The 21966-nt window shown below is 65.7% G+C and carries 20 protein-coding genes; 11 read left to right on the top strand and 9 right to left on the bottom strand.

Annotation, left to right across the window (positions count from 1 at the left end):
* Nucleotides 1-4: 4 nt before the first annotated feature.
* The 4 genes from IE00_RS12160 to IE00_RS12145 form a co-directional block, all read right to left on the bottom strand.
* Nucleotides 5-1195, bottom strand: a complete 1191-nt coding sequence (locus IE00_RS12160) for an ABC transporter substrate-binding protein (RefSeq protein ID WP_072297379.1) — start codon at nucleotides 1193-1195, stop codon at nucleotides 5-7.
* Nucleotides 1195-1818 (bottom strand): CDP-alcohol phosphatidyltransferase family protein, encoded by a 624-nt coding sequence (locus IE00_RS12155; protein ID WP_072297378.1) that lies wholly within the window; start codon nucleotides 1816-1818, stop codon nucleotides 1195-1197. The genes IE00_RS12160 and IE00_RS12155 overlap by 1 nt, the downstream gene beginning before the upstream one ends.
* Nucleotides 1815-3965, bottom strand: coding sequence for an FAD-dependent oxidoreductase (locus IE00_RS12150; protein WP_072297377.1), 2151 nt, complete (start codon nucleotides 3963-3965; stop codon nucleotides 1815-1817). The genes IE00_RS12155 and IE00_RS12150 overlap by 4 nt, the downstream gene beginning before the upstream one ends.
* Before the next feature lie 94 nt (nucleotides 3966-4059).
* Nucleotides 4060-4743, bottom strand: a complete 684-nt coding sequence (locus IE00_RS12145; RefSeq protein ID WP_072297376.1) for a haloacid dehalogenase type II — start codon at nucleotides 4741-4743, stop codon at nucleotides 4060-4062.
* Between the two features lie 142 nt (nucleotides 4744-4885).
* Between IE00_RS12145 and IE00_RS12140 the strand changes: the two genes are divergently transcribed.
* Nucleotides 4886-5512, top strand: coding sequence for an outer membrane protein (locus tag IE00_RS12140; protein ID WP_083554340.1), 627 nt, complete (start codon nucleotides 4886-4888; stop codon nucleotides 5510-5512).
* Between the two features lie 164 nt (nucleotides 5513-5676).
* On the opposite strand, the gene IE00_RS12135 is transcribed toward IE00_RS12140, so the two are convergent.
* Together IE00_RS12135 and hppD are read right to left on the bottom strand one after the other, a co-directional pair.
* A complete protein-coding gene (locus IE00_RS12135) occupies nucleotides 5677-6042 on the bottom strand; it encodes a Rieske 2Fe-2S domain-containing protein (protein WP_072297374.1) in 366 nt (121 codons plus the stop codon).
* Nucleotides 6039-7151 (bottom strand): 4-hydroxyphenylpyruvate dioxygenase, encoded by a 1113-nt coding sequence (hppD, locus tag IE00_RS12130; RefSeq protein ID WP_072297373.1) that lies wholly within the window; start codon nucleotides 7149-7151, stop codon nucleotides 6039-6041. The genes IE00_RS12135 and hppD overlap by 4 nt, the downstream gene beginning before the upstream one ends.
* Before the next feature lie 184 nt (nucleotides 7152-7335).
* Here hppD and IE00_RS12125 point away from each other — a divergent pair, with 184 nt between their 5' ends.
* Entirely contained in the window at nucleotides 7336-7803 is a 468-nt protein-coding gene (locus IE00_RS12125; protein WP_072297372.1) for an Lrp/AsnC family transcriptional regulator, read from the top strand.
* A gap of 1 nt (nucleotide 7804) precedes the next feature.
* On the opposite strand, the gene fahA is transcribed toward IE00_RS12125, so the two are convergent.
* Nucleotides 7805-9049, bottom strand: a complete 1245-nt coding sequence (gene fahA / locus IE00_RS12120; RefSeq protein WP_072297371.1) for a fumarylacetoacetase — start codon at nucleotides 9047-9049, stop codon at nucleotides 7805-7807.
* The gene (gene hmgA / locus IE00_RS12115) at nucleotides 9049-10395 is read right to left on the bottom strand and encodes a homogentisate 1,2-dioxygenase (RefSeq protein WP_072297370.1); all 1347 of its coding nucleotides are present in this window, start codon (nucleotides 10393-10395) and stop codon (nucleotides 9049-9051) included. Before hmgA ends, fahA begins: the two co-directional genes overlap by 1 nt.
* A gap of 79 nt (nucleotides 10396-10474) precedes the next feature.
* Here hmgA and IE00_RS12110 point away from each other — a divergent pair, with 79 nt between their 5' ends.
* From IE00_RS12110 to IE00_RS12075, 8 genes are all read left to right on the top strand, one after another.
* The gene (locus IE00_RS12110; RefSeq protein ID WP_072297369.1) at nucleotides 10475-10921 is read left to right on the top strand and encodes a MarR family winged helix-turn-helix transcriptional regulator; all 447 of its coding nucleotides are present in this window, start codon (nucleotides 10475-10477) and stop codon (nucleotides 10919-10921) included.
* A gap of 259 nt (nucleotides 10922-11180) precedes the next feature.
* Nucleotides 11181-12065 (top strand): AraC family transcriptional regulator, encoded by an 885-nt coding sequence (locus IE00_RS12105; RefSeq protein ID WP_072297368.1) that lies wholly within the window; start codon nucleotides 11181-11183, stop codon nucleotides 12063-12065.
* Between the two features lie 96 nt (nucleotides 12066-12161).
* Entirely contained in the window at nucleotides 12162-13091 is a 930-nt protein-coding gene (locus IE00_RS12100; protein ID WP_072297367.1) for an ABC transporter substrate-binding protein, read from the top strand.
* A gap of 63 nt (nucleotides 13092-13154) precedes the next feature.
* A complete protein-coding gene (locus tag IE00_RS12095) occupies nucleotides 13155-14657 on the top strand; it encodes a sugar ABC transporter ATP-binding protein (RefSeq protein WP_072297366.1) in 1503 nt (500 codons plus the stop codon).
* On the top strand, nucleotides 14647-15618 hold the full coding sequence (locus IE00_RS12090; RefSeq protein ID WP_072297365.1) for an ABC transporter permease: 972 nt from the start codon (nucleotides 14647-14649) through the stop codon (nucleotides 15616-15618). Before IE00_RS12095 ends, IE00_RS12090 begins: the two co-directional genes overlap by 11 nt.
* Before the next feature lies 1 nt (nucleotide 15619).
* Complete coding sequence (locus IE00_RS12085) at nucleotides 15620-17218, top strand: FGGY-family carbohydrate kinase (protein WP_072297364.1); 1599 nt, start codon at nucleotides 15620-15622, stop codon at nucleotides 17216-17218.
* Nucleotides 17219-17226: 8 nt separating this feature from the next.
* Nucleotides 17227-17952, top strand: coding sequence for an SDR family oxidoreductase (locus IE00_RS12080; RefSeq protein WP_072297363.1), 726 nt, complete (start codon nucleotides 17227-17229; stop codon nucleotides 17950-17952).
* Between the two features lie 55 nt (nucleotides 17953-18007).
* Nucleotides 18008-18736, top strand: coding sequence for an SDR family oxidoreductase (locus tag IE00_RS12075; protein ID WP_072297399.1), 729 nt, complete (start codon nucleotides 18008-18010; stop codon nucleotides 18734-18736).
* 19 nt (nucleotides 18737-18755) lie between these two features.
* Here the strand turns inward: IE00_RS12075 and IE00_RS12070 are convergent, their stop codons facing one another.
* The gene (locus IE00_RS12070; RefSeq protein ID WP_072297362.1) at nucleotides 18756-20009 is read right to left on the bottom strand and encodes a sodium:proton antiporter; all 1254 of its coding nucleotides are present in this window, start codon (nucleotides 20007-20009) and stop codon (nucleotides 18756-18758) included.
* 370 nt (nucleotides 20010-20379) lie between these two features.
* Here IE00_RS12070 and IE00_RS12065 point away from each other — a divergent pair, with 370 nt between their 5' ends.
* A complete protein-coding gene (locus IE00_RS12065) occupies nucleotides 20380-21936 on the top strand; it encodes an ABC transporter substrate-binding protein (RefSeq protein WP_072297398.1) in 1557 nt (518 codons plus the stop codon).
* Nucleotides 21937-21966: the final 30 nt, after the last annotated feature.

Raw genomic sequence — 21966 nt, 5'->3', positions numbered from 1 at the left:
GGTCCTATCTGGTGTATCGCGCGGCCCATTCCTGGGTCAGCCGGGTCATCCAGCTGGCATGGGGTTCGGGCAGGGTCGGACCCAGATCCTGCAGCGTGGGCAGCGCCGGGGCGGTGGGCAGGTCGGCAAAGACGTCCTGGTCCAGCCTGTCCGGATCAAGGACCGAAAACGACCCCAGCACGGTGATATCCTGCATATGGGCCTGGGTCTGCGGGTCCAGAAGGAAATTCGCCACCACCTTGGCGCCTTCGGGATGGGCGGCGTTGAAGGGGATGGCCACGAAGCTGACATTGCCGATTGATCCGGCGTCGGGAACGAAGACCCGCGCCGTCTCGGGCAGCAACCCCTGTTCGATGGCCGCCGCCGCCGATGCGGGATCGAAGGACATCGCGATGTCCAGCTGTCCGTCGTTCAGCAATTGCTGCTGGATGGATTCGTTTTCGGGAAAGGCCTGCCCCTGACGCCACAGATTGGGTCGCAAGGCGTCGTACCAGTCCCACAGGGGGGCGGTCTGTCGGGCAAAGGCCTGATCGGTCACGGGTTGCATCAGGGCCTGGGGGTCGGGGGCCATCTCGACCAGGGCCTGTTTCAGGAAGGTCGCGCCCATGAAGTTCGACGGATCGGGATGGGTCATCCGCCCCGGATGCGCCGCTGCCCATGCGACGAAACCGGCCATGTCGCGGGGCGGGGTCGGTGCGCGCTCGCTGTCGTGAATGAAGACAAAACGGGCCAGCCGCCACGGGCTTTCGCGGCCTTCGGTCGGGATGGTGAAATCGACCATGGCGGGGGCGTCGGGCGACAGGTCCAGGTATTGTGCATTCGGCAGGTCGGACAGGAAGGGGTCGGCCAGAAGGTCCTGGTCCTTCATCGCCAGGAAATTCGGCCCGTTGATCCAGATCAGATCGACCGATCCTTCGGTGTTCCGCCCCGCCGCCTTTTCCGACAGGATGCGGGTGACGGCCTCGGCGGTGTCGGCCAGCTTGACCTGCTGGACGCTGACGCCAAAGCGGTCCTGCGTCTGCGCGCCCACCCATGCGATGAAATCGTTGGTGCGCTGATCCCCGCCCCAGGCGTTCCAATAGACGGTCTGGCCGCGCGCATCGGCCAGGGTCTGGTCCCAATCCGCAAGGGCAGGGGTGGCCAGGGCCAGCAGGGCGCCGGCGGCAAGCATCATGGCGGTCTTCGATCGTCGCATCAGCGTCTTTCCGTGTCGTTGGGTGCAAAGGCCCGCCAGCCCATGTGCCACCGCAACAGGGTGGTGATCGCGCAGGCGGCGGCAAAGACATAGGCCAGGGGCGCAAAGGCCGTGGGCCAGAGGCAGATGACGACGAAAAGGGCGATGGTCTCGAACCCCTCGGTCAGGCCTCCCAGATAATAGATGCCCTTGGCGGGAAAGGCGGCGGCGCTGTCGCCGCGCTTTGCAGCGATGGCGGCAAAGGCCAGAAAGGACGATCCGGTGCCCACGAAGGCCGCGATCAGCACGGCGGCGGGCAGGGCATTGACCGGATCGTTCAGCGCAAAGCCAAGCGGGATCAGCGCATAGAACATGAAATCCAGCGCGATATCCAGAAACGCCCCGCGATCGGTCGGCCCCTGCAGCCGCGCGACGGCCCCGTCCAAGCCGTCCATCAACCGGTTCATCCCGATCATCGCCAAGGCAGGCAGCCACCAGCCCATGATCACCGCCGCAAAACCCGCCAGTCCAAAGCCGAAACCCACAAGTGTCAGATGATCGGCGCGAATGTCGCGGCCATCCAGCCAGGCGGCCACCGGGGCCAGGGCGCGGCGTTGGGTGGGCAGGATCAGGGCGTCGATCATCCGCGTCTCCAATCGTGAAAGCGGCGGGCCAAGGCGGTCAGGCGGGGGTTCACATGGGCGCGCCGCCATGCGCCGGCGACAGATTTGTTGGCCTCGGCCAGGGTGGGATAGATGTGGATGGTGCCAAGGATCTTGGACAGGCCCAGCCCGTGCTTCATCGCCAGCACGAATTCGGCCATCAGATCGCCCGCATGCGCCCCCACGATGGTCGCCCCCAGGATGCGGTCCTTGCCCTTGGGGGTCAACACCTTGACGAACCCCCGTGTCGTGCCGTCGGCAATGGCGCGGTCCGATCCGTCCAGCTCAAAGCGGGTGACCGTGACCTTGATGCCCTGCGCCTGCGCCTCGGATTCCGAGAGGCCGACGCGGGCGACCTCGGGCGTGGTGAAGGTCGCCCAGGGGATGACGCGGGCATCGACCTTGCTGGCCCGGATGTCACCAAAGAGCGCGTTCACCGCGGCATAATAGGCTTGGTGGCTGGCGGTATGGGTGAACTGCCAAGGGCCCGCCACGTCGCCCGCGGCCAGGATGTTGGGAAAGACCGTCTGAAGGTAGTCGTTCGTCTGCACCGTCCGGTCGGTCGGGATGCCCAACTCCTCCAACCCCAGCCCCGACAGGTTCGGGGTGCGGCCGACGGCAACAATGATGTCGTCCACCGTGATGCGGCGCATCTGACCGTCATGGTCCAGCTGCAGCCAGCGCCCGGTGTCGTCCCGGCCTGCGTGGATCGCCTTGTGGCCGGTCAGGATCTGGACGCCCTCCTCCCGCAGGGTCTCCGCGATCAGGTCGGATACCTCGGGGTCCTCGCGAGGCAGGATGCGGGGGCCGGCCTCGATCTGGGTGACGTCGGCACCAAGCCGGGCGAAGGCCTGGGCCAGCTCGGTCCCGATTGGTCCGCCGCCCAGGATGGCGATGCGGGCGGGAACCTGATCGCGATCCGACAGGGCGTTCCACATCGTTTCGGATGTCAGCGCGCCACAATCGGCCAGCCCCGGAATGGGCGGCATGGTCGGATGCGCGCCGGTGGCGATGACGATGGCGCGGCTGGTCAGCTGGCGCGTGCCGCCCGCGTTCAGGTCGATCTGGACGGTGAAGGGGTCGACAAGGCGGGCACGGCCCTGAAGGACCTCGACCCCCAGGCTCTCATAGCGTTCGACGCTGTCATGGGGGGCGATCCTGGCGATGGCCGCATGAATGCGGGCCATGACGGCGCGGAAATCGACCTGCGGGGCGACGGGTTCGATGCCGTAGCGGTCGGCATCGCGCATGGCCTTGGCGACATGGGCGCTGGCGATCAGCGTTTTCGACGGCACGCAGCCGGTGTTCAGGCAATCGCCGCCCATCGGGCCTGCCTCGACCAGGGTGACGCGGGCCTTGGTGGCGGCGGCGATATAGGCGGTGACCAGCCCCGCCGATCCGGCCCCGATGACGACCAGGTTCCGGTCGAATGTCGCGGGCCGCCTCCAGCCGGCATAGACGCGCCTGCGTCGGATGATGCCCATGACCGCGCGTGCGATCCAGGGAAAGGCCGCCAGCACCGCAAAGGACGCGATGACGGCGGGCGACAGGATGCCCGAAATGCTGTCCAGCTGTGCCAGCTGCGTGCCCGCGTTCACGAAGACCGCCGTCCCGGCCAGCATGCCGACTTGGCTGACCCAGGCAAAGCGCAGCAGCGGCATGGGCGTCAGGCCCATCAGCAGGTTGACGGCAAAGAAGGGCAAGACCGGGATCAGCCGCAGCGAAAACAGGTAGAAGGCGCCGTCGCGTTCGATCCCGGCCTCGATCCGGTCCAGCCTTTCGCGGAACCGTGCGCGCACCCAGTCCCGCAACAAGTAACGCGCAGCCAGAAAGGCCAGCGATGCGCCGATGGTTGAGGCAAACGAAACGATGACCAGACCCTGCCAGAACCCGAACAGCGCCCCCGCCCCAAGCGTCAGCCAGACCGCCAGCGGCAGCGACAAGGCCGCCACCGCCACATAAAGCGCGAAGAAGACCCCCGCCACCAAGGCCGGATTGTCCCTGCGGAACCCTTCGATGCGGGCCAGTTGGTCGCGAATTCCCTCCAGCGTGGTCAGATGGTCTGGGATGGCCAGGAAGCCCGCCACGGCAACCAGCACCAGCAGGGCAAAGATCAGGGGGCGGGTCATGGGTCTGCCTTGCTGTTTTCGGTGTCTTTGGTTGCGTTACGTCCGGCGCCCTTTCGTTGTTACAGGTCTTGTGGCGGAAAACGAACAGCCGCCGTCATGCCCAGGTCGCCATGATGTCGCGGGACAGCTGCGTCAGGGTGGGGGCCACCAGATCCGGGACCGGCACACCCGTCACATGCAAGGGTGCGTTCACCCCATGCGTGACCAGCGCGCCCTTGCCGCCCATCGCCTGCAGGCCGATCGTGTCCCAGACATGGCATGCCACAAGGCAGAGGTCACGCGGTTCGACCCCCAAACCATCGCAGACCAGCCGATAGGTTTGCGGCGCAGGCTTGAAGCACCCGCTGGGCTGGACGCTGAACGACGCTTCGAAGAACGGTGCCAGGCCAGATCGGTCGAGCGCGGTGGGACCGCTGCCCTTGGGCGAATTCGTCAGGGTGACCATGCGAAAGCCCGCGTCACGCAGCTGTTGCAGCGCGGACGCCGCATCGGCATGGGCGGGCATGCTGGCAATGGCCGCCGCCAGATCGGAAACCTGGGCCTGGCTGACCGGTGTATTCCGGATCTGACCCAGCATGCGCAGCGTGCCTGCCGCCAGGCTGGGAAAGTCGCTTTCCATGCCGCTGATCGTCAGGGTCTGCGAATAGAGGATCAGTTGGGCGAACCAGTCGCGCAGCATGGCAGGGTCGCCGAAGACGTCTTCAAAGACGGGCGCCAGGCTGTCCAGGTCCAGCAGCGTTTCGTTCACGTCGAAGACAAGGATCGGTCTGTCGGGCATCGTCGGGCCTTTCCGGTGGCGGTGCAGGAAGGCAACGGCGCTGGCCCGTCAGGGGTTTCCCCGCGTGCCCTCTTAACCCGCCATTTACCCTTGTGACCTAGTCTGAGTGGCGACGGCTATCAGACATTGGACGGGACCCGCCATGAAACATGCGTATCAGGCCGCTATTCTGTTGATGCTGGGAACAGGTCCCGCAGCCGCGCAGGAGGATTGGACGGGTTATCACGTCGGCGGCGCATTGGTCGCCAGCAGGGCCGAGATGACGGCGGATGGCAATCTGCGCGATCTGCTGGACAGCCAAGGCATCGATGACCGGTTGTTCGCGCCTTCCGGATCTGCGCTGGGCCTGCGGGTCGGGCGCGACTGGCAGCACGGCAACCTGGTCCTGGGACTGGTGGCCGAATACCAGGCGGGCCGTGCCAGCGCGGGTGCCGATGATGCGCGGATCGGCCAGATCCTGCAGAACCCCGATGTCAGCCTGTCGCGCAACAGGCGTGTCGTAGGCCGGATCGGCTATGTGGCGGGGGACTGGTTGTCCTATGCGCTGGCCGGGCAGGACGTGGCACGGTTCCGCATGACAGGCACGGCTGAGGCAGAGGGCGACATCGAGGGCAACAGCCTGGGCTTGGGGGTCGAACATCGCGTGACCCCGCATTTGTCGACATTCGCGGAATATTCGCAGACCGATTTCGACCCGATCCCTGGCTCGGGCGGGCAGCTGGACCTGTCCCGCAAGGACCTGCGCCTGGGGGCCAGTTTTCGGTTCTGACGGGGGCCGGAACCCAATTTGGGCAGCCGTTTTTCAGGGACAATCGCCCGGGTCATGATCATCGGTGGACCATTGGCCTGATGCGACTGTGCCGACGCCGTTCGATCCGTGGAGGCAAAGTTATGCACCAGCCTCCGTGGCGGATCGGGGCGACAGAACGCGTCCTAGTCCGTCGCGCCGATCACGATCTTCCCGTCATGGATCTGCAGGGGCACGGGTGACAGCCGGCACCCGATGCCTTCGCCCATCACGCCCTCTCCGGTTTCGGCGTCGAACATCGCGCCATGGGCGCTGCACATCAGCCTTGTGCCGTCCTGGGACAGCAGGCGGGGACTGCGGTAATCCAAGGGCAGGAACTGATGCGGGCAGGCGTTCACATAGCCACGGATGCCCGCATCCGTCACGACCAGCAGCAAGGGGAAGTCCCCCGCAGCCGTCGTGATCGTCACCGCCTGTGCGCCCGACAAGCTGGACACCCCCGCCACCGGCGTGCCGGGGGTGGGGGCCGAGGACAGGTCGGTCCAGTTCATTCGGCGGGTTCGGCCTTCAGGACGCCGCGCCGCACCTGATCTTCCTCGATGGATTCGAACAGGGCGCGGAAATTGCCCTCGCCAAAGCCGTCATCGCCCTTGCGCTGGATGAATTCGAAGAAGATCGGCCCGATCACCGTCTTGGAGAATATCTGCAGCAGGATGCGGGTCTGACCGCCCCCCACCACGCCTTCGCCATCGATCAGGATGCCGCGGTTCTGCATGCGGTCCAGCGGCTCTTCGTGGCCCTTCACGCGGGCGCGGCTCATCTCGTAATAGGTGGCGGGTGGGCCGGGCATGAAGTCCATCCCGGCATCGGCGATTTTGTCGGTGCCGCCATAGATGTCGTCGCTGGCGATGGCGATATGCTGGATGCCTTCGCCCTTGTATTCGCGCAGGTATTCTTCGATCTGGCTGTTGTCGTCGGCGCTTTCGTTGATCGGGATGCGGATCTTGCCATCGGGCGATGTCAGCGCACGGCTGGTCAGCCCCGTCTGCTTGCCCTTGATGTCGAAGAAGCGGATCTCCTTGAAATTGAACGTCTTGGCGTAAAAACTGTACCAAGTGTCCATGTTGCCGCGGATCACGTTATGGGTCAGGTGATCCAGGTAATAGAATCCAAACCCCTCGGGGCGGGGATCGACGGCATCGATCCAGTCGTAATCCGCCTCATAGGCGCTGCCCCGGTCGGCATAGGTGTCGATGAAGTACAGCAGCGACCCCCCGATGCCATAGACCGCCGGCGCGTCGATGGATTTGCCGTCGCCGGTATATTCGGTGGCGCCCAGATCGACCGCGCGCTTCAGCGCATGCTGGGCATCGACGACGCGCCAGGCCATGGCGGGGGCGCAGGGGCCGTGCTCCTCGACGAATTGCGCCGCATGCCCGGTCTTGTCGCCGTTCAGCAGATAGTTGATGTCGCCCTGACGATAGAGCGTGATGTCGCGCGTCTTGTGTTTCGCGACCGGGACGAAGCCCATCTGACGGAACAGCGTGTCCAGCACGGCGGGGTCGCGATGGGCGAACTCGACGAATTCGAAACCGTCGGTGCCTGCGGGGTTGGCCTCGGAAATGGTGGCCTTGGGGGCGTCATGCGGGAAAGGGCCCATCGAAATATCCTCCGGTTATCTGAACTTGGCACCATCATGCGCCCGATGGGCTGCATGTTGTTTGCGTATTCGGGGTCGCGCCGGTGCCGTCCTGCATGTATCGTGCATGAATGATGCAATTTGCAGGCTTTCTGCGCGTGAAAATCTTCTGGGGCGCATGGCAAGGCCGGAAACCGGAGGTCCGATGACGCTGGATGAATTCGACATCGCGATCCTGCGGGCCTTGCAGAAGGACGGGGCGCTGACCAATGCGGCGCTGTCCGGGCTGGTGCATCTGTCACCTTCCCAATGTTCGCGCCGGCGCGCCGCGCTGGAGGAATCGGGGTTGATCCAGGGCTATGGCGCGCGGCTGGATGGTGAAAAGCTGGGCTTTGGGCTGCGGGCCATCGTGCGGGTGAACCTGCGGCGCCATGGCGGCGACAGCGAACGCAGCTTTGCCCGGTTCCTGTCGCTGCACACCGAGGTCCGGTCGGCCTTTTCGGTGTCAGGGGATGCCGATTACGTGCTGGACCTGCGGACCTTGGATCTGGAACGCTTTGCACGGTTCATCCACGAACATCTGCTGCCGCATGAACATGTGGCCCAGGTCCGGTCCGAGATCGTCCTGCGCACGGTCAAGGACGATCCCGGTTTCGATCTGAACCACCTCTAGCTCAGGGGAAGGCGGGGGCGGGCAGGATGCGCCCGGTGCAGGTCCCGAACCCCACGCGATACCCGTCGCCCTGGGCGTGACCGGCCAGCGTGACGGTGTCATGGTCCTGCAGAAAGCGGCGCGTCTGCCCATCGGCCAGCGCCAACGGCCGTTCGCCCCCCCAGGTCAGTTCCAGAAGCGAGCCGAGGCTGTCCGGATCATCCCCCGATATCGTGCCCGTCCCCAGCAGATCCCCGGTTCGCATGGCACAGCCCGACGATGCGTGATGCGCCAGCTGTTGGGCGGGGGAATAGTAAAGGTGGCGCATGTTGGTGCGGCTGATCATCTGCGGATCGCCGCCCGTGGACAGGGCCACCGACAGGGTGATGTCGAAAAGCCCGGGGGTGGCTTCGGACAGATAGGGCAGCAGGTCGTGATCGCGGGGCGGGGTCGGAACGGCAAAGGGCTCCAGCGCCGCCGTCGTCACGATCCACGGGCTGATCGATGTCGCGAACGCCTTGGCCTGGAACGGCCCGAGCGGCTGGTATTCCCAGGCCTGGATGTCGCGCGCCGACCAGTCGTTCAGCAGCACATGCCCAAAGATCATCTGCCGCGCCTGATCGGTCGTCACCGGCTGTCCCATGCGGGACGGGGTGCCGATGATGGTCCCGATCTCCAGTTCGATATCCAGGCGGCTGCTGGGGCCGAAGACGGGCCGGGGCGCATCCTGGGGGCGGGTCTGGCCATTGGGCCGATGGATGGGTGTCCCCGACACCACCACCGTCGAGGCGCGCCCGTTATAGCCGATGGGAATGTCCAGCCAGTTGGGCGGCAGGGCATTTTCCGCGCCCCGGAACATGGTCCCGACATTGGTCGCATGCTGGCGGCTGGCATAGAAATCCGTGAATTCGGCCACCTGCAGCGGCAGGTGCAGCTGGGCATCGGCGGCCCGGTGCAGCATGGGGCGCAGCGCATCGGCATGGGGCGAACCTCGGGCCAGCAGGTCGGTCACGGATTGCCGAAAGCGCGCCCAGACCGTCGACCCCGCCGCCATCAGCGGGTTCCAGACGCCGTCCTGGCACAGCCCTTGCGTGCCCGTCAGCCCGGCGGCTTCGGCGGCCTTGGCGTCCAAAATCATGTCGCCGATGGCGACCCCGCAGCGGGGTTCGCCACCATTGGTCGAAAACACCCCATAGGGCAGGTTGTTCAACGGAAAATCGGTCTGCGGATCATTGGCGCCGGCCACCCAGCTTGGCAGCAGCGCCATCACTTGACCCCCGGCGTGCCGTCGAACTTTTTGTCCAGCCCGTCCCAGCAGTCGACATAATCATCCTGCAGGGGCGCCACGCGGGCGGCGAATTCGGTCAGATGCTGGGGAAACCGGGTCTCGAACATGAAGGACATGGTGTTTTCCAGCTTCTGCGGGGCCAGATCGGCATTCGAGGCGGCCTCGAACGCGGCGCGGTCGGGGCCGTGGGGCAACATGCAGTTGTGCAGGCTGATCCCGCCGGGGACAAAGCCCTTGGGCTTGGCGTCATACTGACCGTGGATGTTGCCCATCAGTTCGGACATGACGTTCTTGTGGTACCAGGGCGGGCGGAAGGTGTTTTCGGCCACGTTCCAGCGGTCGCGGAACAGGACGAAATCGATATTCGCGGTGCCCTCGATCCCGCTTGGGGCGGTCAGGACGGTATAGATCGAAGGGTCGGGGTGGTCGAACAGGATCGACCCCACCGGGCAATAGGCCCGCAGGTCATACTTCACGGGCGCATAGTTCCCGTGCCACGCCACCACGTCCAGCGGGCTTTGGGCGATGTCGCATTGGTGGAACTGGCCGCACCACTTGACGGTCAGGGTTGAGGGCACCTCGCGGTCCTCGAAGGCCGCGATGGGGGTCTTGAAGTCGCGCCGGTTGGCCATGCAATTGGCGCCGATGGGACCGCGTCCGGGCAGGGTGAATTTCTGGCCGTAATTCTCGCAGACAAAGCCGCGGGCCGGACCTTCCAGCAGCTCGACCCGATAGACCAGGCCGCGCGGGATGATGGCGATTTCCTGCGGGCCGATATCCAGCACGCCCAGTTCGGTGGCGAAACGCAACCGGCCTTCCTGGGGCACGACCAGCAATTCGCCATCGGCGGAATAGAAATAGGCGTCCTGCATCGATTGCGTGACCAGAAAGACATGGGCCGCCATGCCGGTCTGCGTGTTCACATCGCCCGCCGTGGTCATGGTCCGCATGCCGGTCAGCCAGGTCAGCGCCTCATCGGAATGGGGCACGGGGTCCCATCGGTACTGGCCCAGGCTGGTCACATCGTCGATGACGTTCGGCGCGGATTTCCACAAGGGCATCGCGATCCGTGAAAACCGCCCCTGATGCCGGACCGAGGGCCGGATGCGATAGCACCAGGTCCGTTCGTTCTGATGCCCCGGCGCCGTGAAGGCCGTGCCGGACAGCTGTTCGCCGTAAAGGCCGTAATTGACCTTTTGCGGGCTGTTCATGCCTTGGGGCAGGGCGCCCGGCAGCGCCTCGGTTTCGAAATCATTGCCGAAACCCGGCATGTAGGCAGGGTCAGATCCGGCCAGCGCGTTGGGGATGGTGTCCTGGGGTGCCATGACGTTCCTCTGTTCTGGGGTCCTTTTCTGGGTAATGGTTGTATTTGTAACCAACAACGGTCTTGCGACAGGTTTTCCGATGTCCGACGACGATCCCTTCCGGCTGCAGGATTTCCTGCCCTATCTGCTGAATCACACCGCCGAGGATGTGGGGCAGGGCTTTGCCCGCATCTACAAGGACCGCTATGGGATGCTGCGCACCGAATGGCGCGTCCTGGCGCATCTGGGCCAGTTCGGGCCGATGGATGCCACCCGGATCGGCAGCATGGCGCGGGTCCACAAGACCAAGATCAGCCGCGCGGTGGCCGCCCTGACGGCCAAGCGCTTCGTCACGCGCGACACGGACCAGGGCGACCGACGCCGCGCGGTCCTGTGCCTGACGCGGGCGGGGCAGGCGGCCTATGCCGATCTGGCGGCGATCGCGCGCGACCATGACCGGGCGCTGGCGGCGCGCCTGACGCCCCAGGAACATGCGACGCTGCTGCGCTGCCTGAAAAAGCTGGGGCAGGATCTGCCGCAGGGCTGATATGAAAAGCACAGGCAGGGGTTGAAAAGTACAGGTCATCCCCGGCTGAAACAGGCTTTTAAGCCCGATTTTCACGCTGCAATGCAGCAATGATAGCCCGTTCCATTCCCGGCGCGCTTGGCCAGCCGCAAAAAAGTATCGGAAAAAAACCGGCCTGCTCGTGGATGCGACCGGGGCTGCGTGTTACCAAACGACCAAGGCGTCACGGAGGAGACGGCACCGCGGTTGCGGGCCGGGCTGGCGCGGAAGGGAGGGGAGAATGCAGCCTGATCTGGAGCTTGTGCATATCCGCAAGGGTGAATCCTTTGCCGCGTGGAAGCATGGCTATCCGTTCCGCACGGTGCGCTGGCATTATCACCCCGAATACGAGATCCATCTGGTCGTCGCCACGCATGGCAAATTCTATATCGGCGATCATTTCGGCAATTTCGGCCCCGGCCAGCTGATCATGACCGGACCGAACCTGCCGCAGAACTGGATCAGCGACATCACCCCCGGCGACATCATCCCCTGCCGCACCGCCGTCATCCAGTTTCCCGAAAGCCTGGTCGACAACGCCCGCGCCGCCTTTCCGGAAATGGAGACGCTGCGCCATCTGCTGGACCGCAGCCGCCGGGGCATCCTGTTCTGCGACCAGACCAGCCGCGCGGTCGGGCCGCTGATGCATGACCTGATCAAGGCGCGGGGCGTACGCCGTTTGGGGCTGTTCTTCCAGATCCTGGACATCCTGGCCCATGCCCAGGGGTCGCAGACGCTGGCCAGCCTCAGCTTCGTGCTGGATGCGGAACGGGCCGAGGATTCCGACATGAACCGCGCCCTTGCCCATCTGCGCGAAAACCTGCTGGACCAGATCAGCGAAACGACGCTGGCGGATCTGACCGGTCAGACGCTCAGCGGGTTCTCAAGGTCGTTCAAGGCGCATACGGGCACGACGCTGGTCCGCTATCGCAACCAGATGCGGATCGATCTGGCCTGCCACATGCTGCTGTCGGACCCGCAGGCCCGCATCGCCGATATCTGCTATGAGGTCGGGTTTTCGAACCTGTCCAATTTCAACCGCCATTTCCTGAAGCTGAAGAAGATGTCGCCCTCGGAGTTCCGGGCAACCTTTGCGGCCAACCAGACGGTCCGCATGGCCGGCTGACAGGAAACCTGCCCCATTCCCTTCGACCGTGGCCGGCCCTTGCGCCTGCCGCGACCGGAGGAGGATTGACCACAGAAAACCAACGGGAGGAATGACATGAAACAGTTTCTGAAGACCGCCTCGATCGCGGCATTGACCATCGCGGGCGCCCACGCCGCCACGGCGCAGGATGCGGCGCCGAAGGACGGTCCCCTGAAGATCGGGATGACCTTCCAGGAGATGAATAACCCCTATTTCGTTTCCATGCAGGAGGCGCTGAACGAGGCCGCCGCCCAGCTGGGCGCCGAGGTTGTCGTCACCGATGCGGGCCATGACGTCGCCAAGCAGATCGCCGATGTCGAGGACATGCTGCAGCAGGATATCGACATCCTGCTGTTGAACCCGACCGACAGCGCGGGCGTGGAATCGGCCGTGCGCATGGCCAAGGATCGCGGCGTGATCGTCGTCGCCGTCGATGCCAACGCGAACGGCCCGGTTGACAGCTTCGTGGGCTCCAAGAACCGCGATGCGGGTTATCAGTCCTGCAGCTATCTGGCCGAGACTCTGGGTGGGCAGGGCGAGGTCGCCATCCTGGACGGCATCCCGGTCGTTCCGATCCTGGAACGGGTCGAAGGCTGCAAGGCCGCGCTGGACGAACATGAGGGCATCACCCTGGTCGACACCCAGAACGGCCGTCAGGACCGGTCTGTCGCCCTGGGGGTCGTCGAAAACATGATCCAGTCGCATCCCGACCTGGCCGGCATCTTTTCGGTCAATGACGGGGGCGCGATGGGTGCGCTGGCCGCGATCCAGGGGTCGGGGCGCGACATCAAGCTGACCTCGGTCGACGGCGCCCCCGAGGCCGTCAAGGCCATCGCCGACGGCACGGCCTTCATCCAGACCACCGCGCAATTCCCGCGCGACCAGGTCCGCGTGGGCCTGGGCATGGCGCTGGCGCAATATTGGGGCGCCCGCGTGGTCCCGACCGAGGTGCCGATCGACGTGCGCACGGTCGATGCCGAAAACGCCGCCGATTTCAGCTGGTAAGCCAAAACCCGCATCCGGCCGCGCCCCGTCACGGGGTGCGGCCACCCCATGACCGGAGGCGCTATGCTTGAACTGAGGGGAATACGCAAAAGCTTTGGCCGGATCGAGGTCCTGCACGGCGTCGACCTGCATGTCCGCGCAGGCGAGGTGCATGCCCTGCTGGGCGAGAACGGCGCCGGGAAATCGACGCTGATGAAGATCGTCAGCGGCATCATCCAGCCCAGCAGCGGCACGATCCTGGTCGATGGGCAGGAACGCAGCTTTCCCACCTATGACGACGCCATCCGGGCGGGCATCGGCATCGTCTTTCAGGAATTCAGCCTGATCCCCTATCTGACCGCGGTCGAGAACATGTTCCTGGCGCGCGAAATCCGCAACGGCCTGGGCCTTCTGGACCGCCGCGCCATGCGCGAACGCGCCCGCCAGATCCTGAAGCGGCTGGAGGTCGACATCCCCCTGGACATTCCCATCGCGCGGCTGTCGGTGGCCGAACAGCAATTCGTGGAAATCGCCAAGGCGCTGTCGCTGAACGCGCGCATCCTGGTCCTGGACGAACCCACCGCCACGCTGACCCCCACCGAAACCGCGCATCTGTTCAAGGTGATGCGCGAATTGCGCGCGGCGGGGGTGGCGATCGTCTTCATCTCGCATCACCTGGACGAGATATTTGAGATCTGCGACCGCATCACCGTCCTGCGCGACGGCGAATATGTGGGCGACCGCGACGTGGGCCAGGTCGATACCGACGGCCTGGTCGAGATGATGGTCGGGCGCCGCATCGAAAACAGTTTTCCCCCCAAACCCGCCCCCGACCCGCAGGCCCCCATGGTGCTGGAGGTGACGGAACTGCAATTGCGCCGCGGCGGGCCCGTCAGCGCCTTTCACCTGCGCGCGGGCGAGATCTTGGGCTTTGCGGGCCTTGTCGGGTCGGGCCGGACGGAAACGGTGCTGTCGATGTTGGGCGAACATGGCGCCGCGCGGTGCCGCCTGCGCATCGACGGGGTCGAAACGCGGCTGCGCGACGCGGCCGACGGGTTGGTGCGTGGCATCGGCCTGCTGCCCGAAAGCCGCAAGGAACAGGGGCTGATCACGCCCTTTTCGATCCTGCAGAACGTGTCGCTGAACAATTATCGCAAATACGCGCAGGCGCATTGGTTCATCGATTTCCGCAAGGAACGCGACTGCACGCGGACCGCGATGCAGCAGGTCCGGGTCAAGGCGCCGGGGCCGCATGCGCGCGTCGACACCCTGTCGGGCGGCAACCAGCAGAAGGTGGTGATCGCCCGCTGGCTGAACCACGACATGCGCGTGCTGATCTTTGACGAACCCACCCGCGGCATCGATGTCGGTGCCAAGGCCGAAATCTATCAATTGATGCGCGATTTCACCGCGCAGGGCTATGCCATCATCATGATCTCGTCCGAACTGCCCGAGGTGATCGGGATGTCCGACCGCGTCTGCGTCTTCCGTCAGGGGGGCATCGTCGCGACGGTCGAAGGGGGTGCCATCACCTCGGAACGGATCATGACCGAGGCCACAACCGGAAAGGTCGACCATGTCGCATGACGCCGATATCGCCACGTCACGCAGGGGCAGGGCCCTTGAATGGCTGCTGCATTCCCCGCTGGCCCTGCCGCTGGTCGGGCTGGTCGTTGTCTGCGTGCTGATGGGCTTTGCCAGCGACAACTTCTTCACGCTGGCCAACATCCTGAACGTGCTGCGGCAGGTATCTGTCGTGGGCATCCTGGCGGTGGGCATGACCTTCGTCATCCTGACCGGGGGGATCGACCTGTCGGTGGGGGCCGTGATGGCGCTGGCCGGAACGGTCGCTGCCGGGCTGATGGTCAACATGGGCCTGCCCGCCGGACTGTCGCTGGCCGCGGCGCTGATGGTCGGGCTGGGCCTGGGCTTGGTGAACGGGGCGCTGGTCGCCTGGGGGCGCATGCCCGCCATCATCGTGACGCTGGCGATGATGGGCATCGCGCGCGGGCTGGGGCTGATCTATTCGGGCGGCTATCCGATCAGCGGCTTGCCGTCCTGGGTGGCGTGGTTCGGCATCGGGCGCATCGGCGTCGTGCCGGTGCCCGTCATCATCATGCTGGTCGTCTATGCGCTGGCCTGGGTGCTGCTGCAGCGCACGCCGTTCGGTCGCCACGTCTATGCCATCGGCGGCAATGAAATTGCCGCGCGGCTGTCGGGCGTGCGGACGGGGCGGGTCAAGCTGGCGGTCTTTGCCATTTCCGGCCTGACGGCATCGCTGGCGGCCATCGTGCTGACCGGCCGGTTGATGAGCGGCCAGCCCAATGCCGGCGTCGGGTTCGAGCTGGACGCCATCGCCGCCGTCGTGCTGGGCGGCACCGCCATCGCCGGCGGGCGCGGCCTGATCCTGGGGACGCTGATCGGGGCCGTGCTGCTGGGCGTGCTGAACAACGGGCTGAACCTGATGGGCATCAACCCCTACATGCAGGACGTGATCAAGGGTCTGATCATCCTGTTGGCCATCTATATCGGGCGGGAGTGGCGCTGACATGACCAGACATCTGATCGGCATCGACGTGGGCACCGGTTCCGCCAGGGCGGGGGTCTTTGATACGGACGGCCAGCTGCTGGCCCATGCCAGCCGTCCCGTCCAGATGCACCGCCCCACGGGCGACATCGCCGAACAATCCAGCGCGCAGGTCTGGGACGCGGTCTGCCTGGCCGTCAGGCAGGCGGTCGGGCAGGCGGGGATCGATCCGGCCAGCGTGGCGGGGATCGGCGTCGACGCGACCTGTTCGCTGGTCGTCTGCGGCGATGGCCCCCTTGGCGTCGGCGATCCGGCCCAGCCCGACCGCGACATCATCGTCTGGATGGATCACCGCGCCGTCGAACAGGCCGCGCGCATCAATGCCGGCGATCATGAGGTGCTGAACTATGTCGGCGGGCGCATTTCCCCCGAAATGGAGACGCCGAAGCTGTTGTGGCTGAAGGAAAACCGCCCCCAGGTCTTTGACGCGGCGCGGGATTTCTTCGACCTGACGGATTTCCTGACCTGGAAGGCCACGGGCAGCAAGGCGCGGTCAATCTGCACGGTGACCTGCAAATGGACCTATCTGGCGCATGAAGGCCGGTGGGACGCCGATTACTTCCACGCCATCGGCCTGGGCGTCCTGGCGGATGAAGGGTTTACGCGCATCGGCACCCAGGTCGTGGAACCCGGCACCGCGCTTGGGGCCGGGCTGACGCCTGACGCCGCGCATGCCATGGGGCTGCCCGCCGGGATCGCGGTCGCGGCGGGGCTGATCGATGCCCATGCGGGCGGGATCGGCACCGTCGGGGCGGGCGATCCCTTCGCCTCGCTCGGCTATGTCTTCGGGACGTCGTCCTGCACGATGACGACGACGCGCGAACCGGCCTTCGTGCCGGGGGTCTGGGGCCCGTATTTCTCGGCCATGGTGCCCGGCGCCTGGCTGAACGAGGGCGGGCAATCCGTCGCGGGTGCGGCCATCGATCACCTTGTGGCGATGCATCCGGCCCATGCCCGGGCATCGGCCGCGGCGGCGGATGCGGGGCAGTCGCTGCCCGAATGGCTGGCCGATCAGGCGGGCAGGGCGGGTGATGCGGTGACGCGGGCGCGCCATTTGCATGTCGTGCCGGAATTCCTGGGCAACCGCGCGCCCTTTGCCGACCCGCAGGCCCGCGCCGTCGTCATGGGGCAGGGGATGGAGGTCGACATGGCCTCGCTGGTGTCGCTCTATGTCGCGGGGATCTGCGGGCTGGGCTATGGCCTGCGCCAGATCATCCAGACCCAAGCCGATCACGGCGCGGGCGTGTCGCGCATCGCCATCAGCGGCGGGGCGGGGCGCCATCCGCTGATCCGTCAGCTGCTGGCCGATGCCACGGGGCTGCCCGTCGATGTGACCTCCTGTCCCGAACCCGTGCTGCTGGGTTCGGCCATTCTGGGCGGCGTGGCGGGCGGGGTTCATCGGGACATCCACGCCGCCATGTCGGCCATGACCCGCGTGCAGGGCACCTGTCAGCCCGCAGGGGGTGATTTGCGCCGCCTGCATGACAGCCGCCATCGCGCCTTCCTGCAGCTGCAATCCATGGCGCGTCAGATCCGCGCCGACACGCCCCCCAGCCCATGAGGTCCCCCATGCAATTCGACGGCAGATCCGTCATCATCACCGGCGCCGGCAAGGGCATCGGTCGCGCCACCGCCCTGACCATGGCCGAACGCGGCGCCCATGTCGTGGCCATCAGCCGGACGCAATCCGATCTGGACAGCCTCTGCGCCGAAACGGGCGGGCGGGGCATCGCGGCCGACCTGTCTGACCCCGCGGCCGCGCGCGATGCGATGGCAGAGGCGGGGTCCTGCGATTTCCTGGTCAATTGTGCGGGCACCAATGTGCTGGAAAGCCTGTTGCAGATGACCGACGCGGGCTATGGCACGGTCATGGACATCAACCTGCGCAGCGCGTTGATCTGCGCACAGGAATTCGCCCGCCGCCGCATCGCGGACGGTCTGGGCGGGGCCATCGTCAACGTCACCAGCATCGCGGGCCATCGCGGTTTCGCCGATCACCTGTGCTATGCCGCCTCGAAGGCGGGGCTGGAGGGGGCGACCCGCGTCATGGCGCGCGAACTGGGCCCCCACGGCATCCGGGTCGCCGCCATCGCACCCACCGTCACCATGACCGAACTGGCCGCCGCCGCCTGGAGCGATCCTGCCAAAAGCGGCCCCATGCTGGATCGCCACCCCGCCGGACGTTTCGCGCAGGCCGATGATGTCGCCCGCGCCATCGCCCTGCTGCTGTCGGACGATGCCGCGATGATCACCGGCGCGGTGCTGCCGCTGGATGGCGGCTTTCTGGCCGTTTGAAACCCCTGTGACCCAAGACCTGCGGCACCTGATCCGCAAAAAGAAGGAGACTGACATGTCCGAAACACTGAACGGCAAGATCGCGGCGATCACGGGCGCGGCCTCGGGGATCGGCCTTGCGACGACCCGCGCGCTGCTGAACGAAGGGGCCAGCGTCGTGATGGTGGACCGGAACGAACAGGCGCTGAACGACCTGGTGGCCGAACTGGGGCTCAAGGCCATTCCCCAGGTGACCGACCTGCTGGATGCAGACAGCTGCAACGCCATGGTGCCGCAGATCCTAGACAAGGTCGGGCATCTGGACATCCTGTTTTGCAACGCCGGCACCTATATCGGCGGCGATCTGGGCGCGACCACCCCCGAGGCCATCGACCGGATGATGACGCTGAACGTCAACGCGGTGATGAAGAACGTGCAGGCCGTGGCCCCGCACATGATCAAGCGCGGCACGGGCGACATCTTCGTCACCTGTTCGGTCGCGGGTCACACGGCGGTCGAGGTCGAGCCGGTCTATGCGGCGTCTAAATGGGCGATCACCTGCTTCGTCCAGACGATGCGCCGCCAGCTGTTGCCGCATGGGATCCGCGTGGGGCAGGTCTCTCCGGGGCCGGTGATCTCGGCGCTGCTGTCGGATTGGGAACCTGATCGCCTGCAGCGTGCCAAGGATGCGGGCGGGCTGATCGAACCCGCCGAGGTGGCCGATGCGCTGATCTTCATGATGTCGCGGCCCCGCAACGTGACCATCCGCGACATCATCATCCTGCCAAGCGCGTTCGACATCTGATCGCACAAGGGCCGTCGCCTCAGTGTTCCAGGCGACGGCCCAGCCAGCGCGCAAGGCGACCCAGTGTCAGCCCCTCCACCAGGATCGAGAAGACCACCACCGCATAGGTCGCCGCCAGGATCGGCGCCTTCCAGTCGCTGTCGGGCAGCGACAGCGCCAGCGCCACCGAAATGCCGCCCTTCAGCCCGCCCCAGGTCATCAGCGGGATGACGTCGCGGGCCTCGTGGCGGATGGGACGCAGGATCAGGATCGGCAGGGCGACCGACATCAGCCGCGCCACCAGCGCCAGCGCAATGGCGGCGGGCAGGGTGACGGCCATGTCGCGGGTGATGGTCAGCTGGAAGATCTCCATCCCGATCATCAGGAACAGGGCGGCGTTCAGGATTTCATCGATCAGGCGCCAGAAGCCGTCGACATAGGTGCGCGTTTCCTCGGACATGGCATCGCGGCGACCGGCATTGCCGATCATCAGCCCTGCGATGACCGCCATGATCGGCGCCGAGACATGCAGCCCAAGCGCCAGTTCATACCCGCCAAGGGCCAGGGCCAGGGTCAGCATCACCTCCAGCGGGTAATCGTCGATGCGGCGCATCAGCTGGAAGACCGACCAGCCCAGCACGGCCCCCAGAACCGCGCCGCCCACGGCCTCTTGCAGGAACAGCGCGACGGCGCTGCCAAGGTCGAAACCCGCGGGTCCGTGGCTGTCGCCCGATGGAAAGGCCAGCCCGACCAGCAGCAGGAAGACGACATAGCCGACGCCGTCATTGAACAGCGATTCCCCCGCGATCTTGGTTTCCAGGCTTTTGCGGATCTTGGCGTCCTGCAGGATGCCCAGCACCGCCACCGGATCGGTGGGGGAAATCAGCGCGCCGAAGACCAGCGCGATCAGGATCGGCATGCCCGTGATCCAGGAAAAGCCGAAGCCCACGATGGCGGTGGAAATGGCGATGCCCAATGTGGCCATCAACAGGACGGGCAGGGCCTCTTTGCGCAGATCGGCGATGGACACGTGCAGCGCCCCGGCGAACAGCAAGAGCCCCAGCATCCCGTCCAGCAGCGACCCCGAGAATTGCATCGACGCGACCAGATCGCGCATCTGCCCCACCAGCTGCAGGTCGGGCAGGTAAAGATCGACCCCCAGGATCGCGATGGACCCCAGCAGCGCCGTGACCAGGATCCCGATCGAGGGCGGCAGCCGGAAGAAGAAATAGTTGAAGCTGCCAGAGGCGGCCGCAAGCGCCAGGATGACCGCAGCGATCTGAAGTGGGCTCATGGGCTGGTCCTTTTGCAATGGCGGACAGGGGCATCGTCCCGGTGTCGGGAACGGTCCAAGGATAAGCCGACCGGGACAGCAAGGGTTCAGTCGCGGGGCGGATATTCATCCATTCGGGACGGTGCGGGGTCCGGTCCCGCCGCGTAAATGCCGCTGCCTGTCCATTGGGCAGCGCGGTTTCGGCGCGATCCGCCAGCAGGGGCTGGACCTTGGCGCATCATAGACCCCGTCTATATTGATCATTCAGATTCATGATGCCGTCGATGGGGCTGGTCTTGCTAGGGTCGCTTCAGTCAACAGCCGGGTCGGGCGGGCCGCCAAGGTCGCGGGCATTGGACCTACCGGCATAAAAATGACAGGGAATGACATGATGACATCGCTCAGGACGCTGGCGCTTGCCGCAGGCGTATCCGCAATCGCATGTGCCGCCGCCGCCCAGGACGCCAAGATGGGCGGCACGCTGAACACCATCGTCCAGCCGGAACCCACCGGTCTGAACCTGGGCCTGCTGCAGAATGCACCGACCCAGATGGTGGCGGGGCAGATCTATGAAAGCCTGCTGCGCTATGATGAGAACCTGGACCCTATGCCCAGCCTGGCCCGCGAATGGAGCGTGTCGGATGACGGGCTGACCTACACCTTCACCCTGCAGGACGGCGTGACCTGGCATGACGGCAAGGCTTTCAGCGCCGCCGACGTGGTGTTTTCCCACGATGTCTTCCTGCGCGAGACCAGCTCGCGCTGGCGCACGGTGCTGGAGCATGTCGAAAGCATCACCGCCCCCGACGACCGAACCGTCGTCTATCAGCTGAAGACGCCTTTTGGTCCCTTCCTGCGCTCCTTCGAATCCGGGTCCAGCCCGATCCTGCCACGGCACATCTATGAGGGCACGGATTTCGCGGGCAATCCCGCCAATGCGACGCCCATCGGCACCGGGCCGTTCAAGTTCGATGCCTGGGAACAGGGCAGCTATATCCACCTGGTCAAGAACCCCGACTATTACCGCGACGGGCTGCCCCGGCTGGACGAGATCTATTACCGCGTGATCCCCGATGCCGCGTCGCGCACCATCGCCTTCGAGACCGGCGAGGTCGACGTCCTGCCCGCCGGCAGCGTCGAGATGTTCGACCTGCCGCGTATCCAGGCGATGGAGAATGTCTGCGTCACCGACAAGGGGTGGGAATTCTTCGGTCCGCTGTCGCTGATCTGGCTGAACAACCGCAGCGCGCCCTTGGACGATGCCAAGCTGCGCCGCGCCATCAACATGGCCATCGACCGCGATTTCGCGGTGAACGCGATCTTTGCGGGCTTTGGGCGTGCTGCGACGGGGCCGGTCAATTCCTCGACCCGCTTCTATTCCGGCGACACGCCCTCGATCCAGTTCGACGTCGATGCCGCGCGCGCGCTGGTCGAGGCGTCGTCCTATGACGGCCAGACCCTGCGCCTGCTGCCCCTGCCTTACGGCGAGGTCTGGCAGCGTTGGGCCGAGGCCGTGCGCCAGAACCTGTCCGATATCGGCGTCAATGCCGAACTGGTCGCCAGCGATGTCGCGGGCTGGAACCAGCGGCTGGCGGATTGGGATTACGACATGGCCTTCACCTTCGTCTATCAATACGGCGATCCGGCCCTGGGCGTGGCGCGCAACTATGTCTCGACCAACATCGCCAAGGGATCGCAGTGGAACAACGTCGAGGGCTATGAGAACCCCGAGGTCGACCGCCTGTTCGCCGAAGGCGCCACCGCCCTGACCGACGAGGAACGCGCCACCATCTATGCCCAGGCGCAATCCCTGCTGGTCGAGGAGGCCCCCGTCGCCTGGCTGACCGAAATGCAGCAGCCCACCGTCTATCGCTGCGAGGTCAAGGACATCGTCACCTCGGCCATCGGGCTGAACGACAGCATGCGCGACACCTGGATCGACCGCTGAACCCGGCGTTTCGTCCGCAGAGCGCAGCGC

Origin of the sequence: Paracoccus sp. SM22M-07 (assembly GCF_001887735.1) — a bacterium.
Taxonomy (GTDB): Bacteria; Pseudomonadota; Alphaproteobacteria; order Rhodobacterales; family Rhodobacteraceae; genus Paracoccus.
The sequence above is the reverse complement of the archived record's forward strand: the minus strand, read 5'-3'. Positions and strand labels throughout refer to the sequence as shown.